Annotated in this window: 13 protein-coding genes; 6 read left to right on the forward strand and 7 right to left on the reverse strand. The window is 75.1% G+C overall.

Annotated elements, in window-relative coordinates; translation table 11 throughout:
* The first annotated feature begins 19 nt into the window (after positions 1–19).
* The gene (locus ABT093_RS11995) at positions 20–319 is read left to right on the forward strand and encodes a YciI family protein (protein ID WP_350563119.1); all 300 of its coding nucleotides are present in this window, start codon (positions 20–22) and stop codon (positions 317–319) included.
* A gap of 155 nt (positions 320–474) precedes the next feature.
* A complete protein-coding gene (gene pgm / locus ABT093_RS12000) occupies positions 475–2,127 on the forward strand; it encodes a phosphoglucomutase (alpha-D-glucose-1,6-bisphosphate-dependent) (RefSeq protein ID WP_350563121.1) in 1,653 nt (550 codons plus the stop codon).
* 58 nt (positions 2,128–2,185) lie between these two features.
* Here the strand turns inward: pgm and ABT093_RS12005 are convergent, their stop codons facing one another.
* Positions 2,186–3,697 carry an oxidoreductase gene (locus ABT093_RS12005; RefSeq protein WP_350563123.1) on the reverse strand — a complete coding sequence of 504 codons (1,512 nt, stop codon included), beginning with the start codon at positions 3,695–3,697 and terminating at the stop codon, positions 2,186–2,188.
* A gap of 56 nt (positions 3,698–3,753) precedes the next feature.
* Positions 3,754–5,199 carry an alpha/beta hydrolase family protein gene (locus ABT093_RS12010; RefSeq protein ID WP_502884199.1) on the reverse strand — a complete coding sequence of 482 codons (1,446 nt, stop codon included), beginning with the start codon at positions 5,197–5,199 and terminating at the stop codon, positions 3,754–3,756.
* 291 nt (positions 5,200–5,490) lie between these two features.
* On the opposite strand from ABT093_RS12010, the gene ABT093_RS12015 reads away from it, so the two are divergent.
* Positions 5,491–6,693, forward strand: a complete 1,203-nt coding sequence (locus ABT093_RS12015; RefSeq protein ID WP_350563126.1) for a sensor histidine kinase — start codon at positions 5,491–5,493, stop codon at positions 6,691–6,693.
* Positions 6,690–7,352 (forward strand): response regulator, encoded by a 663-nt coding sequence (locus ABT093_RS12020; protein WP_350563127.1) that lies wholly within the window; start codon positions 6,690–6,692, stop codon positions 7,350–7,352. Before ABT093_RS12015 ends, ABT093_RS12020 begins: the two co-directional genes overlap by 4 nt.
* 14 nt (positions 7,353–7,366) lie before the next feature.
* Here the strand turns inward: ABT093_RS12020 and ABT093_RS12025 are convergent, their stop codons facing one another.
* Complete coding sequence (locus ABT093_RS12025; protein ID WP_350563129.1) at positions 7,367–8,011, reverse strand: restriction endonuclease; 645 nt, start codon at positions 8,009–8,011, stop codon at positions 7,367–7,369.
* 255 nt (positions 8,012–8,266) lie between these two features.
* Between ABT093_RS12025 and ABT093_RS12030 the strand changes: the two genes are divergently transcribed.
* Positions 8,267–8,884: a hypothetical protein gene (locus ABT093_RS12030; protein ID WP_350563131.1), complete on the forward strand. Its 618-nt coding sequence runs from the start codon at positions 8,267–8,269 to the stop codon at positions 8,882–8,884.
* Between the two features lie 163 nt (positions 8,885–9,047).
* On the opposite strand, the gene ABT093_RS12035 is transcribed toward ABT093_RS12030, so the two are convergent.
* The 4 genes from ABT093_RS12035 to ABT093_RS12050 form a co-directional block, all read right to left on the reverse strand.
* Positions 9,048–9,764: a hypothetical protein gene (locus tag ABT093_RS12035; protein ID WP_350563133.1), complete on the reverse strand. Its 717-nt coding sequence runs from the start codon at positions 9,762–9,764 to the stop codon at positions 9,048–9,050.
* A gap of 171 nt (positions 9,765–9,935) precedes the next feature.
* Complete coding sequence (locus tag ABT093_RS12040; RefSeq protein ID WP_350563135.1) at positions 9,936–10,787, reverse strand: hypothetical protein; 852 nt, start codon at positions 10,785–10,787, stop codon at positions 9,936–9,938.
* Between the two features lie 282 nt (positions 10,788–11,069).
* A complete protein-coding gene (locus tag ABT093_RS12045; RefSeq protein ID WP_350563137.1) occupies positions 11,070–11,732 on the reverse strand; it encodes a response regulator in 663 nt (220 codons plus the stop codon).
* Complete coding sequence (locus tag ABT093_RS12050; RefSeq protein ID WP_350563139.1) at positions 11,707–12,879, reverse strand: sensor histidine kinase; 1,173 nt, start codon at positions 12,877–12,879, stop codon at positions 11,707–11,709. The genes ABT093_RS12045 and ABT093_RS12050 overlap by 26 nt, the downstream gene beginning before the upstream one ends.
* A 176-nt stretch (positions 12,880–13,055) precedes the next feature.
* Between ABT093_RS12050 and ABT093_RS12055 the strand changes: the two genes are divergently transcribed.
* Positions 13,056–15,335 carry an MMPL family transporter gene (locus ABT093_RS12055; protein WP_350563141.1) on the forward strand — a complete coding sequence of 760 codons (2,280 nt, stop codon included), beginning with the start codon at positions 13,056–13,058 and terminating at the stop codon, positions 15,333–15,335.
* The last annotated feature ends 279 nt before the right edge of the window (positions 15,336–15,614 follow it).

Below are 15,614 nucleotides of genomic sequence, written 5' to 3' on the forward strand. Positions count from 1 at the left end.
GCCGGATAGGCTCGGACGCATGTTCGTCCTGGAGCTGACCTACACCGCCCCGCTCGACCGCATCGAGGCCCTGCTGCCCGCCCACGTGGAGTGGCTCGGCCGCCACTACGAGGCGGGCACCTTCCTGGCCTCCGGCCGCAAGGTGCCCCGGGACGGCGGCGTCATCCTCGCCGTCGGGGAGGACCGGACGGCCGTCGAGGCGCTGGTGCGCACCGACCCGTTCGTCGTCGAGGGCCTGACCGAGTACCGGGTGACGGAGTTCCTCGCCACCACCGTCGCCCCCGTCCTGGAACCCCACCGGCAGCAGCTCCCCGCCTGATCGCCCGACCGGCCCACCGGCCGGTCCACCCCCGGGCCCGGCCGGGCGCCCCGGTTCGGCGCCCGGTCGTGCAGTGGCTACGATCGGTGAGCACGGGGCAAGGAAGCGTCGGGCCGCGAACCGGCGCACGGCGAGAAATCCAGTGGGAGTAGACGATGGCACACGCACGGGCCGGGCAGCCGGCGCAGCCGGGCGACCTGGTGGACGTGGCGCGGCTGGTGACGGCGTACTACACGCTGCACCCGGACCCGGAGGAGCCGGGCCAGCGGGTCGCGTTCGGCACCTCGGGCCACCGCGGCTCCTCGCTGGACGCCGCCTTCAACGAGGACCACATCGCCGCCACCACCCAGGCGATCTGCGAGTACCGCGCGGCCCGGGGCATCACCGGCCCGCTGTTCCTCGGCGCCGACACCCACGCGCTCTCCGAGCCCGCCAAGGCCACCGCGGTCGAGGTGCTGGCGGCGAACGGCGTGACCGTCCTGCTGGACAGCGCCGACGGCTACACCCCGACCCCCGCCGTCTCGCACGCGATCCTGACGCACAACCGGCGCAGCCCGCAGTCGCTCGCCGACGGCATCGTCGTCACGCCCTCGCACAACCCGCCCCGCGACGGCGGCTTCAAGTACAACCCGCCGAGCGGCGGCCCGGCCGGCTCGGAGGCCACCGGCTGGATCCAGGACCGTGCCAACGCCCTGATCCGCGAGGGCCTGCGCGGCGTCAAGCGGGTCCCGTACGCGCGCGCGCTGGCCGCGGCCACCACCGGCCGCCACGACTACCTGACCACCTACACCGAGGACCTGGTCTCCGTCCTCGACCTGGACGCGGTCCGCGCGGCCGGCCTGCGGATCGGCGCCGACCCGCTGGGCGGCGCGTCCGTCGCCTACTGGGGCCGGATCGCCGAGACCCACCGCCTGGACCTGACCGTGGTCAATCCGGTCACCGACCCGACCTGGCGCTTCATGACGCTGGACTGGGACGGCAAGATCCGGATGGACTGCTCCTCGCCCGCCGCGATGGCCTCGCTGATCGCCCGCCGCGACGAGTACGCCATCGCCACCGGCAACGACGCCGACGCCGACCGGCACGGCATCGTCACCCCGGACGGCGGCCTGATGAACCCCAACCACTACCTCGCGGTCGCCGTCGACTACCTCTACCGCCACCGCGCCGAGTGGCCCGTCGACGCGGCCGTCGGCAAGACGCTGGTCTCCTCCTCGATGCTCGACCGGGTCGCCGCCGACCTCAAGCGCGAACTGGTCGAGGTGCCGGTCGGCTTCAAGTGGTTCGTCGACGGTCTGCTGGAGGGCTCGATCGCCTTCGGCGGCGAGGAGTCGGCCGGCGCGTCGTTCCTGCGCCGCGACGGCGGGGTGTGGACCACCGACAAGGACGGCATCCTGCTCGCCCTGCTGGCCGCCGAGATCACCGCGGTGACCGGCCGCACCCCCAGCGAGTACTACGGCGACCTCACCGCGCGCTTCGGCGCGCCCGCCTACGCCCGCGTCGACGCCCCGGCGGACCGCGAGCAGAAGGCGCTGCTGTCCCGCCTGTCGGCCGAGCAGGTCACGGCCGGCGACCTCGCGGGCGAGCCGGTCACCGCCGTCCTCACCGAGGCCCCGGGCAACGGCGCGGCCATCGGCGGCATCAAGGTGTGCACCGAGAACGCCTGGTTCGCAGCCCGCCCGTCCGGCACCGAGGACGTCTACAAGATCTACGCCGAGTCCTTCCACGGCGCCGAGCACCTGGCCCGGGTGCAGGAGGAGGCGCGCACCCTGGTCAACGAGGTGCTCGCCGGTCCGGCCGGAGCCTGACGCACGGGTGACGGCCGCGGCCCGGTGGATCACCCACCGGGCCGCGGCCGCCGGCGGGTCAGGCGCGGTTCAGGGTGCGGCTGATGCCGGCCAGGACCGCCGTGGTGAGCAGCCAGCCGAAGGCGATGAGGGAGTAGCCGAACCACTGCTGCGGCCCGGTCCAGTACCAGGCGGTGCGCTGGCCGAGCCCGCCGATCGGGACGAGCAGGTCGAGGGTGTAGACGAGCGGGTTGAACGGGACGCTCTCGCCGGCCTTGACCTCGTGGGGCGCGCCGTGGCTGAAGACCAGGGCGCCGAGCAGGGCGAGGCCGCCCAGCCACAGCACGGCCTGCCAGGGGCGGTAGCCGTAGCCGACGGTGGCGTCCAGGAGCCGTCCCCAGAGCCGCCCGGACGGGCTCAGGGTGCGACGGCGGCGGCGCTGCTTCGCCAGCAGCACCCGCCGGGCGTCGTCGTCGTGGCCGATCTTCCGGTACCAGGCGGCGAGTTGCTCGTAGGGCTGCGGGGAGTAGCCGGGCAGGGCGGCCAGCCAGGCCAGGCGCCGGGCGACGGGATCGGGCGCGGCGGCGGAGGTCTGCACGGAGGTGTAGGTGAAGCCGTCGAGGCGGGTGTCGGCCGGCCAGCTGTGGGCGTTGTCGTGCAGGACGGCGGTCTGCGCGTCCTGCAGGTCGACCGTCCCGTTCGGGGCGGCGGCCGGGGTGAGCTGGAGGTCGCCGGCGGTCAGCCGCCGGGCGTCCAGGGCCACCGCGCCGCAGCCGTCGAGGACGGCGGCGTCGAGCGAGAGCCTGCTGCGGATCGCCGCCCCGGGGAGGCGGACGGAGCCGGTGGCCGTGAACCCGTCGGCGAGCGAGAGGGTGGAGGCGGCGAGGTCGTCGCCGGTGAGCGCGTCGCCGCCGGGGTTGTCGATGCGGGCCCGCTCCATGAACAGCCCGCCGTCGAACCGGGCGCCGACCAGCCGCAGGCCGCCGCGCGCCTGGAAGCCCTTGCGGGCGAAGCAGCCGCCGTCCATCACCAGGCCGCCGGCCCACAGCGCCCAGACGCCCCGGGCGTCCGGCTCACCGCCGCCGAGCAGTTCGGTGGCGGTGAGCCGGGCCCCGCTGAGCCGCAGTTCACCGGTGACGTGGGCGCGGGTGAGGGTGAGCCGCCCCTCGAAGACCGAGTCCTCGAAGAAGAGGTTGCCCTCCACCGTCAGCAGCCACCCGTCGAGCCCGGGTATCCGGCAGCCGATCAGGCCGGTGGAGCGCAGGGTCGCGTCCCGCAGGACCACCTGCTCCTCGAAGTGGCAGCCCTCCAGGCGCAGTTCGCCGCCGATCGTCAGCCCGCGCAGGTCCAGGCAGCCGGTGACGCGGGCCCCGGCGAGTCGCACCGCCCGCACCGGGGCGTCCCGCCCGGGGCCGCCCAGCAGCGCGGTCGTGATCACCTCGGCCCGCACCGACCGGTCGCCGCCCCAGTCCGCCCCGCCGGCCGGATCGTCCGCACCGGGCTCCCCGCGGCGCAGGTCCACCGTCGCCCCCGTGGCGCAGGCGTCCCAGACCCGCCGCTCCGGTTCGCTCAGGTCCTGGTACGTCAGCATCCCGCCCCCTCGGTGGTGATCATCTGCGGACCGCAGCTTAGGCCCTCTCCTTCGGATCACGCCGGGCGGTGGACGGTGAGCTCGCCGTAGGCCCGCAGGTCGCCGGCCAGGTCGCCGGGCCTGCCGCGCAGGGTGGCGTCCAGGAAGGCGAGGGTGGCCGAGGCGACGACGCGCGGGCTCCGGGCGCGGCCCAGGGAGCCGACGATCGAGGGCACGGGCGGCAGGTACAGCGGGCCGTCCATGAAGGTGAGATGGGCGGCGCCGGGGACGGTGAGGCGGTAGCTCGCCGCGGTGGCGGCGTCGAGCGCCTCGGTGAGGCGGGGCAGGTAGCGCGGGTCGGTCGCCGGGGTGATGGCCTGGGTGAGCGCGAGCGTCGGCCGGCCGAGGGCGGGCGAGGCGGGGCCGTGGGGGTAGCCGTCCAGATCGATCACGGCGTCGAACCGGCGGTCCTGCCGGGCCGCCTGCAGCGCGGCGGCGCCGCCCATGGAGTGGCCGGCCACCGCGGCCCGGCCGGTGTCCAGGCGTCCGGCCAACGGGTCGGCGCCCTCGCCGCGGTCCAGGCCCTCCAGCCGGCCGAGGACGAACCCGAGGTCGGCGGCCCGGACCGCCGTCCAGCCGGCCGCCAGCCTGTCGTCCTCGTCCCGGTCGCCGGTGGAGCCGGTCTCGCCGGTGACCGTCCGCCCGTCGGCGAGCACGACGGCGGCGGAGTCGTACGGGTGGTCGAGGGCGGCGACCACGTAGCCGTGGCTGGCCAGGTCCTCCGCCCAGGCGGTGTTCTGGGTGCGCACTCCGCCCGATCCGGGGGAGAACAGGACGACGGGGAACCGTCCCCCCGTGCCCTCCACCGCGGCGTCGAACACCGACCGGCTGCGGGCCCGCGCGACACCGTCGAGCAGGAAGCCCGGCAGGCCGACCTGGCCGGCGAGGGCCTCGGAGACGGTGCGCGCCTCGTGCTCCGTGCGTCCGAGGTACTGGGCCCGCCGCGCGCCGTCGGGCTGCTTGCGCGCGGGGTACCAGAGCTGGACCACGACCGTGCGCCGGTCGTCCGGATCGGTGGTGAAGGTCTCGGGGCGGTGCGGGTCGGTCCACTGCACCACCCGGGTGCCGACCGCGAACTCCCCGGAGGGCTCGGGGAACACGGGGACGGGGAAGGCCCAGGCGGCCACCGGGCCCGAGGCGATCAGGCCGGCACAGGCGAGCGACCCCGGCAACGCCAGCCACCAGCGGGCCCGCCGCGCCGGCCGGCCGGTCCGGCGCGGCAGCAGGGGAGCGACGGCGAACGGCAAGGCGAAGGCGGCGCCCGCCAGGACCGGCAGCAGCTGCCAGCGAAGCCCCACCACGGCCAGCACGATCACGCAGAGCACGAGAACCGCCCCCGCCGCGATCGTGACGCGCGGGCGGGCGACGGGGGGCAGCCAGCGCGCCGCCACCAGCGCGAAGGCGCCCAGCAGGGCAAGGACTTCCAGGAGGGACACGTGCAGTCCCGTGATGATCTCGGTCACCCGGCCATGGTCGGCGCCGGGCGGGCACCGGCACATCGGCCCCGGGGCGCCGCCGTGTGCGACCGGGGTCGTGGTCCTCGGCGGGCCGCCGTGCCACCGGAGCAGCAGTCGGGCCCGCGCGATCGGCGGCCGCTCTGCGACCGCGGGAGGTGGCGGGACTCCTCCTGAGGTCGGATCCCGGCCCGGTGCGATCAGACGGTGGACTCATGCGCTCCGCGGGCCCGCGGCCTACCGTGGCAGGGCCGCGGCGCGCGCCGGGGCACCATGACGCCGAATCGACAGGGACGTGTGATGACCGAGGCGGCCGCGAAGCCCGGCAGTGCCCGGCGGGTGCGGGCGGGATGGGCGCGGACGGCCGCCCGGCTGCCGCGGGCGACGGGGGAGTCGCTGCTGGCGGCGCTGCTCCTCCTCAACGTCCTGACCACCCACCCGCCGCACCGGCTGCCGGTGGCCGTGGCCCTCACCGCCGCCCTCGCGCTGCCCCTGCTGTGGCGCCGCCGGGCCCCGCTCGCGGTGTTCGCCGCGGTGGCGGGCGCGGCGTTCGTCCAGTGGCTGGCGGACGTCCAACTGCCCGCCGACGTCGCCCTGCTGGTGGCCCTCTACACCGTGGCCGCGCACGCGGGCCGGCGCGCCGCGCTCGCCGCCGGCGCCGTCGTGGAGGCCGGGGCCCTGCTCGCCTGCCTGCGCTGGGCGGCGGACGGCGCGTTCCTGACCCCCTTCGTCGCGGTCACCGCGATGGCCGTCGCCGCCGCCGTCCTCGGGGTGAACGTGCGGACCACGCGCGCCTACCTCGCGGCCGTCGAGGAACGGGCCGCCCGCCTGGAGCGGGAACAGGAGCAGCAGGCGCGGCTGGCCGTCGCCGAGGAGCGGACCCGGATCACCCGGGAGATGCACGACATCGTCACCCACAACCTCTCCGTCATGGTCGCGCTCACCGACGCCGCCGTCTGCGCACAGCACCGCTCGCCCGAGCGGACCACCGCCGCGATGCTCCAGGTCGCCGAGACCGGCCGGCAGGCGCTGACCGACATGCGGCGCTCGCTCGGCATCCTGCGCGCCGACGAACCGGACGCGGAGCGCCACCCGCTGCCCGGCATCGGCCAACTGGAGGCCCTCGCCGACCAGATGGGCTCCGCCGGACTGCCGACCCGCCTGGACGTCGACGGCGGACACGCCCACATCCCCGCGACCGCCCAGCTCACCGTCTACCGCCTGGTCCAGGAGGCCCTGACCAACACCCTCAAGCACACCCCCGCCGGCACCCGGGCGGAGGTCCGGATCCGGTGCGCGCCCGGGACCGTCACCGTGGACGTCACCGACAGCGGCCCCTGCCCGCCACCTCCCGCCGCCGCACCGTCCGGCCACGGCATCCCCGGCATGCGCGAGCGCGCGGCCACCTACGGGGGGACGCTGCGGGCCGGGCCGCTCCCGGACGGCGGCTGGGGAGTGCACACCCGCCTCCTCCTCGGCAGCGGCGGGGCGGCGGGGGCATGACGATCCGCGTCCTGATCGCCGACGACGAGGCGCTGCTCCGGATGGCCTTCGGCACGGTCCTGGAGGCCCAGCCCGACATGGCCCCGGTCGGCGAGGCCGCGGACGGCGCCCAGGCCGTCCGCCTCGCCCGCGAGCTGCGCCCCGACGTCGTCCTCATGGACGTCCGGATGCCCGGGACCGACGGGATCGAGGCGACCCGGCAGGTCATCGCGGCCTCCCCGCGGAGCAGGGTGCTGATCCTCACCACCTTCGACCTGGACGAGTACGCCTTCGCCGGGCTCAACGCCGGAGCCTCGGGCTTCCTGCTGAAGAACACCAGGCCCGAGGAGTTCCTCACCGCGATCCGCAGCATCGCCGCGGGCGACGCGGTGGTCTCCCCGCGGATCACCCGACGCCTGCTGGAGAACCTCCGCCCGCACATCCCCGACGGCCGGAGCGCCGACGGCGACGAGCGGCTGAGCCGGCTCAGCGTCCGCGAACGCGAGGTCCTCGTCCAGGTGGGCCGCGGCCTGTCCAACGCCGAGATCGCCGCCACCCTCCACCTCGCCGAGGCCACCGTGAAGTCCCACCTGGGCCGCATCCTGCAGAAGCTCGAACTCCGCGACCGGATCCAGGCCGTGGTCCTCGCCTACGAGAGCCGCCTCATCCACCCGGCCTGACCCGAACGAGAGGATCAGTTCCAGGGGGCGCGGCCGGTGCCTTCGGCCCAGAGGGCGAGGGCGTGGTGGTCGGTCATGCGGATGCCGACCCGGGTGCAGAAGGCGGCGGCGGGCTTGGTGAAGGTGCTGGTCGTGACGACGGCGGCGAGGTCGCAGCCGTGGATGTCGCGGTAGGTGCCGTTGACCTTCTGCACCTCCTGCGAGCCGACCAGCGTCCTCGGCCCGTAGCGCTTGGCCTGGATGAGGATGCGCCGGCCGCCCGGGGTGGTGGCCAGGACGTCGGCGCCCAGGTCGCCGGACCCGCCGACGACGGTCACCCGTGTGCAGCCGTCGCGCCGGCAGAGGTCCGCCAGGGCGTGCTCGAAGGCCTTCGGTGTCATGCCCATGAACGCGCCGATGTGGCGCAGCTGTGCGGCGCGGGCCCGGTGCGCGCGGCGGTCGGCGGCGATGCGGGCGCGGACGGCGGTGATGGCCGCGGCGATGGCGATGGCCAGGACGGCGAGGAGGACGAGCAGGTGGTGGGCCAGCCACTGGACGGCGACGGTGGCCAGGGAGAAGGCGACGAGAGCGCCCGCGCCGAGCAGGACGGCGTGGTCGCGGGCCCGGCGGGCGCGGCGTGCGGCGGTGGTGCGTCGGCGGCGTGCGGGCCTGCGGGCCACGGTGTCTCCCCTCGGTCCACGGTGTGCCGGCGAGCCTAGGGGCGGCAGGCGTCGTGGCGCGGGCGATTCCGGTGAACCGTACGGCCTCCTGGGGCGACTTGACCGGATTCGGATGGTGGGCGGCCGAACGACCCGCCCCGGTCCGGCCGGGCTCAGGGGCGGGACCGGGGCGCCGGAGGGGCTGACCCGCCGTCATCCCCGTTGGTAGGTTGGCTCGCCGGTCAGGTCCGTGATGTCATCGCCGAGGGGGACTCGTTGAGCCAGCCGCCGCAGTATCCGTACGGGCCGCAGGACCCGTACCGGCAGCCGCCGCCCGCCTACGGTGCTCCGCCGCCGTACGCGGGTCAGCCGTACCCGGGGCAGCCGTACGCGGGACAGCCGTACGCGGGACAGCCGTATCCGGCGCCGCAGGGGAGTGGCGGGAGTCCGGTGGGGGCGTTCTTCCTGGGGTTCATCGCCTCGGTGGTGGTGGCGGCGATCTACAGTGCGATCATCGTGTTCACGTACAAGGACTACTACCAGTCCACGAACACCGCGCACGCGCTCTACCTGGGGCACGCCCTCGTCAACGGGGCGGTCGTCGGGGTGCTGGTGGGGCTGGTCGGGCGCCGCAGCCCGGGGGCGTGGATCGCGGGTGCGGTGGTGGCCGCGCTGGGAGCCTTCTTCGGCTACGCCGACGCCGTTCCGTTCGTCGTGCTCCGGGAGGGCGGGGTCGACAGCCTGCGGCAGATGCTGGAGACCGAGCCCTTCGCGCCGGTCGAGGTGTGGTGGGGCAGTTGGTCCGGGAGCGAGGTGATCTCCGTGCTGGGTCTGGTGGTCGCCGCAGCGGCGGCCTGGACCGTCGCCTGCCTGACGGGTCGCGGGCGCCGCTGAGACGGGCGGGTCGGTGCCGCCCGCTCCGTGCCGTCGGCCGTGCAGCAGGCCTGTCGGACCCGTGAGCCCCGCCCGTCGCGGTCGTGGACCACGGTGCGGACGGCCGGGGGCAGGCCGTCGAACGTGAACGGGTCGCGGCTCGGACGGTCGTTGCGGCGGCCCGTCACCGTGACCGGCGTGCCGCGGCGCCCGGGCCCCCGCCGAGCACCGCGACGACCGCCACCAGCACGGCGGCCGCCAGGGGCCCGCAGCCGCCGGTCCGGCGGTCGTCGCGGCGCGGCCGGGCCGGCGACGGCGGCTGCCCGTGCGGGGGCTGCCGATCGTCCAGGCCCCCGCCGTACGGTTCCCCGCTGTCGGGGGTGGGCCAGGTCCCGTCGCGCACGTCCACCGCGAACGCCGCGCAGGCCGCGCCCTGACGCGCCGAGGTCGCGCTCACCCGCAGCGCCACCCCGGCCCGCGCGTGCCGCCCGCCCTGCACCTGCCCCGCCGCACCGGCCCCGGGGACGCCGAACCGGGAGGCGATGTCCGGGCCCAGCGCGACGAGGTCGAGCGGCACGACGTACCGCAGCTCGATGCGGCGGGTCGTGCCCGGGGGCAGCGGCGCCTCGGCGGCCCGCCGGTCGAACTCCAGCCGCCCCTGGACGGGTTCGACGGGTTCGACGCGGAAGCCGGTCGGCTGCGGCCCGTCGTTGTGGACGAGCAGGTCCAGGAGGACGGTGCCGCCGGCGGTCCCGAACCGGCGCGGCGGTTCGCACCAGGCCCGTACACCCGCGTCCGCCCCGGCCCGCAGATCGGTGCCGCAGTACTCGCCCGGGCAGTAGCGGCCGAGCCGTTCGGCACCGTCCGCGCGGCTGCCGCAGAGTTCGCAGTGGAGCGCCATGCTTCTCCCTCCGTGCCGGTGGGCCCCGCCCCGCCCCGGGGTTACCCGGCCGCCCGCCGGAGGAACCGCCGCCGCCCGGACCGGAACCAGCCCGTGACCGGCCGGCCGCGCGGCACCACGGTGCCGATGACACCCGCAACCGGCGGGCGGCCCCCGGGCGCCGAGCGCCGGTCAGGTCGCCGCCCCGCCGGTGGCGGGCTGTTCGGCGTCCCCGAAGCGGGCCAGGGTGAGCGCCCCGAACACCGCCGCCGCGAAGCCCGCGACGGCCAGCGGCTCGAAGTCGTGGCGGGTGTGGTCGCCGAGCAGCAGCACGCCGATGACGGCCGGGCCCAGCGTCTCGCCGAGCACCATTGCCGCCGTCGCCGCCGTGACCGACCCGTTCTGCATCGCCCAGGTCAGCGCGGCGAACCCGCCCAGCCCGGCCAACGCGACGGCGTAGGCGGCCGGTTCGGTGAGCAGGTCCGGCAGCCGGGGGTCCGGCAGGACCCGCACCGAGACGCCGACCACGCCGAACTGCAGCCCGGCCACCAACCCCAGCAGCGGCGCCCGCCGGCCTCCGCCGAACCGGACGACCGCCCAGCCCGCGCCGATCAGCAGCACCGCCACGAGCAGCACACCGAGCCGCAGCGCCGGGCCGCCGTGGCCGGGCCCGTCCCGCCCGGCGCTGACGGCGAGCACGCAGAGCCCCACGCACACCGCCGCCACCCCGGCCCACTCGCTGCGCCGTAGCCGCACCTTCAGCACCCGGGCCGCGCCGACGGCGGTCACGGCGAGCGCCGAGGCCAGCACCGCCTCCACCTCGTAGAGCGGCAGCCGTTCCAGCGCGAGGAGTTCGGCGCCGAACCCGAGCATGTCCATCCCCACCCCAGCGAGGAACGGCCACTGCCGGAGCGTCCCCGCCAGCGCGGCCGCTCCACCGGGCCGCTGCCCGGCCGCGGCACGACGGGCCCCGACCGCCTGGAGCACGGTGGCGGACCCGGTGAGCAGCGCCGCGCCCAGCGCGGCAAGCAGACCGAAGGACATGCGCCGACGGTACGGTCCCGCGCCGCCCCGCCCCGCTCCGGCGCGCCGGGCTCGTCGGTGCCGGCGGCTAGGGCGCGTATCGAGGCGTGCAGGTGGAGACTGGCGGGGTAGCTGTCGGGAGTCTTGTCGTATCGGGTGTCTCACCGTCCCGGTTCCGGCCTCCTGGCGCGTCACGCTCCGGGGCGGGTGCGGCACGTGGAGCCGACGTGAGCCGACCGGTCCACCGATGTCCGGGCGGGGACTCACGGGCGGGGACTCACGGGGCACGGCCCGGCACCCGGCTCAGGTTCCGGGGAGGATACGGCGCGTTTCGTAGGCCCACATCGCGATCTCGACCCGGTTGCGGGCGCCGAGTTTGGCCATCAGGCTGGCCAGATGCGTCTTCACCGTGCTGAGGCTGATGTGCAGTGCGTCGGCGATCTCGGTGTTGGTCAGCCCGCGAGCGACGGCGAGGAGCACCTGCTCCTCGCGGGCGGTGACGGGTGAGACCGGCTGGGCCGCGGGCCGGCCGGCGGGCAGGTCCGCGAATGCCTGGAGCAGACGGACGGTGACGCTGGGCGCGATGAGCGCCTCCCCGTCGGACGCCGACCGTACGGCCTGGGCCAGAAGGTCTGGTCCCGTGTCCTTGAGGAGGAATCCGCGGGCGCCGGCACGCAGCGAGCCGTAGACGTACTCGTCGAGGTCGAACGTGGTGATGACGACCACGGCCAGCGGGTCGGCGACGCCCGGGCCGGCGACCAGCCGGGTGGCCTCGAGCCCGTCGAGTACGGGCATGCGGATGTCGAACAGGCAGACGTCGGGGCGCAGTTCGCGGGCCAGACGTACCGCTTCCCGTCCGTCGGAGGCCTCGCCGACCACCTCGATGCCGGGCTGGGCGTTCAGCATGATCCGCAGCCCGGTGCGGATGATCGTCTGGTCGTCAGCGACGAGGACGCGTATGGACACCGCTCTCGCTCCTCGCTCTCGGCAGCTCGGCTTCGACATGCCAGCCCCGGTCGGTGCCCGGGCCGGCTCGTAGTGTGCCGCCGATCAGGGTCGCGCGCTCGCGCAGTCCGGTAAGTCCGTATCCGTCGCGACCCCGGCCGGTGCGCCGGCCGTTGTCCCGCACGCTCACCCGTACCGTGTGCCGTTCCGTGGCGACCCGGACGACGACCTCGGTCGCGTCGACCGCGTGGCGCAGTGTGTTGGTCACCGACTCCTGCACGATCCGGTAGACGGCGGCGTCCACGGCCGGGGGCAGCGTGTCCAGCTCGCCGCCGAGCCCCAGGTCGACCCTGATGCGACCACCGGGGGTGCGCACCAGGCGCTCCAGATCCGCGACGCCGGCAGGGGGCGCCAGCTCGGCGCCGACCCCGCGGTCGCGCAGCGCGGCGACCATGGCGCGCATTTCCTCCAGCGTGCGCGCCCCTTCCTCCTCGATCCCCTCCAGCGCCTCGACCGCGGCGGACGGGTCGGTGCCCGCGAGCACCCGGCCGGCCTGGGCGATGATCACCATGGCCGACACGTGGTGAGCCACCGTGTCGTGCAGTTCCCGGGCGAGCTGCTCGCGCTCGCGGGAGCGCACCTGCTCCAGCTGCCGCTCGCGAGCGGTCACCCGGAACCGCACCGCCGCCCCGACCACGCCGGGCAGCAGCCCGAAGACGAAGCCCACGACCTTGTCGACGGCCGGGGTCCCGTCCGTGACGGCACACAGCCCGTACGCCGCGACGATCATCGCGCCGCCCAGCACGATCTCCCGTCCCGATCCCCACCGGGGCAGCGCGTACACCAGCACGAGCACGACCGCGCCGGTGTACAGGCCGACGGGCTCGCGCGGTGCGGTGACGAGCGAGGCCACCTGAAGCAGGATCACCGAGCCGAACGCCAGCGTGACCGTCGCCAGCGGGCGGGTCCGGCGCCACGGGGGCAGCAGGCACAGCCAGACGGCGAACACCACCGCCACCGGACGCCACACGACGTTCTCGCGCAGAGCGGCCTCCAGTGCCACACCGGCAAGGCCCGCGGCGGGCAGCGCCCAATCCCGCCGCACCCGGGCGGGCGGGTCGGGCGGGCGGGGTTCGGTCCACAGGGTTCGCAGGTCGTCTCGGAGCACGGTTCTCAGCCTAGGGACCGCGGCGTGCCGCGCATCGGCCGAAAGGACGGGTCGTCACTCCGCCCCGGCGCCGACGGATCCGCGGCCCGCGGGCCGATGCCGCCGGAGCGCCGTGGCGGCGAGCCTCGGCATCGGCGGCCGTACAAGGACGGCCGACGAGGTGGTTGGAGGACCCGATGCTCTCGAAAGCCCTGCTGCGCCTCGGCGCAAGCGCCGCCCGCCATCCCTGGCGGGTGATCGCGGCATGGCTGGTCGCCGCCACGCTCGCCGTCCTCGCCGCCGTCGCCTTCGGCGGGCGGAACGCGGATTCGATGACGGTTCCGGGACTGGACTCCCAGCGGGCCGCGGAACTGATCGAGCGGGCCGGTACCGGCCAGGAGGGGATGACCGCCCAAGTGGTCGTCACCCCCCTCGACGGCGCTGCGACGTTCTTCGACCACGACAGTGCGCGCACCGCTCTCACGCGGCTGCAGACCGAGGTGAAGCGGCTGCCGCGCGTGCTCGGCACGAGCGACCCGGCGGGGGCACTCGACGCAGGCGGGGACACCGCCGTGCGCGGCGGTCTCGTCTCGGTCGACGGGCGGATCGCGGTCGTCCGGGTGCAGTACCCCGACCAGAGCCGGCTGTCGGCCGAAGACCTCGACGCCCTCGTCGATCTCGGCGACCGGCTGCGCGCCGAACTGCCCCTGCGCATCGAGATGGGCGGGAGCCTCTTCTACGCCTTCTCCGACCCCGACGGCGGCGCGAGCGAGTTGATCGGCCTCCTCGCCGCTGCCGCGATCCTGTTCCTGGCGTTCGGTTCGCTCGTCGCCGCCGCACTGCCGATCGGCATGGCGGTCTTCGGACTCACCGTCGGGGTCGCCACGATGACAGTACTGGCGGGGGTGACGGACGTCCCCACTTTCGCACCGGTCCTGGGCAGCATGGTCGGGCTCGGAGTGGGCATCGACTACGCGCTGTTCGTGCTCGCCAGGCACCGGGAGTACCTCGCGCGCGGGCTCGATCCCCGCGAGGCGGCGGGGCGAGCGGTGGCCACGGCGGGGAGGCCCGTGGTCTTCGCCGGCGGCACCGTCGTCGTATCGATCCTCGGCCTGGCGGTCGCGAACGTACCGTTCATGACGGTGGGCGGGCTCGCCGTCTCGATCGTCGTTCTGACCATGGTGGTCGCGTCGGTGACGCTGCTGCCGGCCTTCCTCGGCGCCGCCGGCCCACGCCTGGCCCGGGCCGGCCGGATCGGCCGGATCGGCCGGGCTCTGCAGACCAGGAAGCCGGGCCGACTCGCACGGCGGCGGGACCCGGCGGCAGGCCCCGCCCACGCCGCCGGGTGGCGTCGCTGGATCGGGCACGTCAGCCGGCACCCGGTGCCGTACGCGGTCGGCGCGGCGGGGCTGCTGCTGACCGCGACGCTGCCCGTGCTCGGCCTGCGCGTCGGCCTGCCCGACGACGGCTCACTGCCCCACGGCCGTACCGAGCGCCGGGCCTACGACCTCGTCGCCGAGGGGTTCGGCCCGGGCACCAACGGTCCCCTCGCCATCGCCGCGGACCCCGCCGGTGATCCGGGAGTGCTGGACCGACTCGTCGGGGCGGTCGCGGCGGATCCGGGCATCGCATCCGTCGCGCCGACGCACATCGATCGGGCCACCGGCATCGCGACCCTCGTGGTGTTCCCGACCACCAGTCCTCAGGACAAGGCCACGGCCGACACCATCGCCCGGCTGCGCACCGACGTGCTGCCCACGGCGATCGGGCACGGCCCGGCCAGGGCCCACGTCGGCGGCGCCGCCGCGAGCCTGTCCGATGTGGGCCAACGCACCAGCCAACGCCTGCCAGTGTTCGTCGCCGCCGTGCTGGCGGTGTCGTTCCTGCTGCTGATGCTGGTCTTCCGCTCGATACTCGTGCCACTCAAGGCGGTACTGCTGAATCTGCTGAGCATCGGCGCGGCCTACGGCATCATGGTCGCGGTCTTCCAGTGGGGCTGGGGAGGCGCACTCATCGGGCTGGAAGCGACGGTTCCGATCGTGTCGTTCATCCCGATCTTCCTCTTCGCCATCCTGTTCGGCCTGTCGATGGACTACGAGGTGTTCCTCCTCTCCCGCGTACGCGAGGAGTACCTGCGCACCGGCGACAACGGTACGGCGATCGTCGAGGGCGTCTCGCGCACCGCCCGGATCATCACCTCGGCCGCCCTCATCATGGTGGCGGTCTTCCTGTCCTTCGCCGTCGCCGACGACCCCTCCACCAAGATGTTCGGGCTCGGCCTGGCCACCGCGATCCTCATCGACGCCACGGTCGTACGCATGGTGCTGGTCCCGGCGACCATGACACTCCTCGGCCGGACCAACTGGTGGCTGCCGAAGTGGCTGGACCGGATGCTTCCCCGCGGCCCGGTCGGCACCGACGACACCGACGCCGGATCCACGGGCGAGGCCCCGCGTCCACGGCCGGTTGACCGTTGACTCCAACTCCTGCCCGCCCTTGGCGTCCGGCACCACAGCGCGTCACCTAGGGGCTGTTCAAGGTTCGGATCATGTGGCTGGAGTCAGGGACTTCAGCCACATGATCGATCCGCGAAGGTGGAGGCCCGCCGTATGGCTCTCCGGGCTCTTGTCCTATCGGGTGGCGATGCCTCGCCATGCTCTGAGAGGGCGTTCGATACTGATTTAGGCCGCCGCAGGCGGTTTCGGGCGGAGGTATTGCCCGACTTTGTCGGGGCTGGCGGTCAGGCGGGTGGTCAT

This window comes from Kitasatospora sp. NPDC002551 (assembly GCF_040296005.1).
GTDB lineage: Bacteria > Actinomycetota > Actinomycetes > Streptomycetales > Streptomycetaceae > Kitasatospora.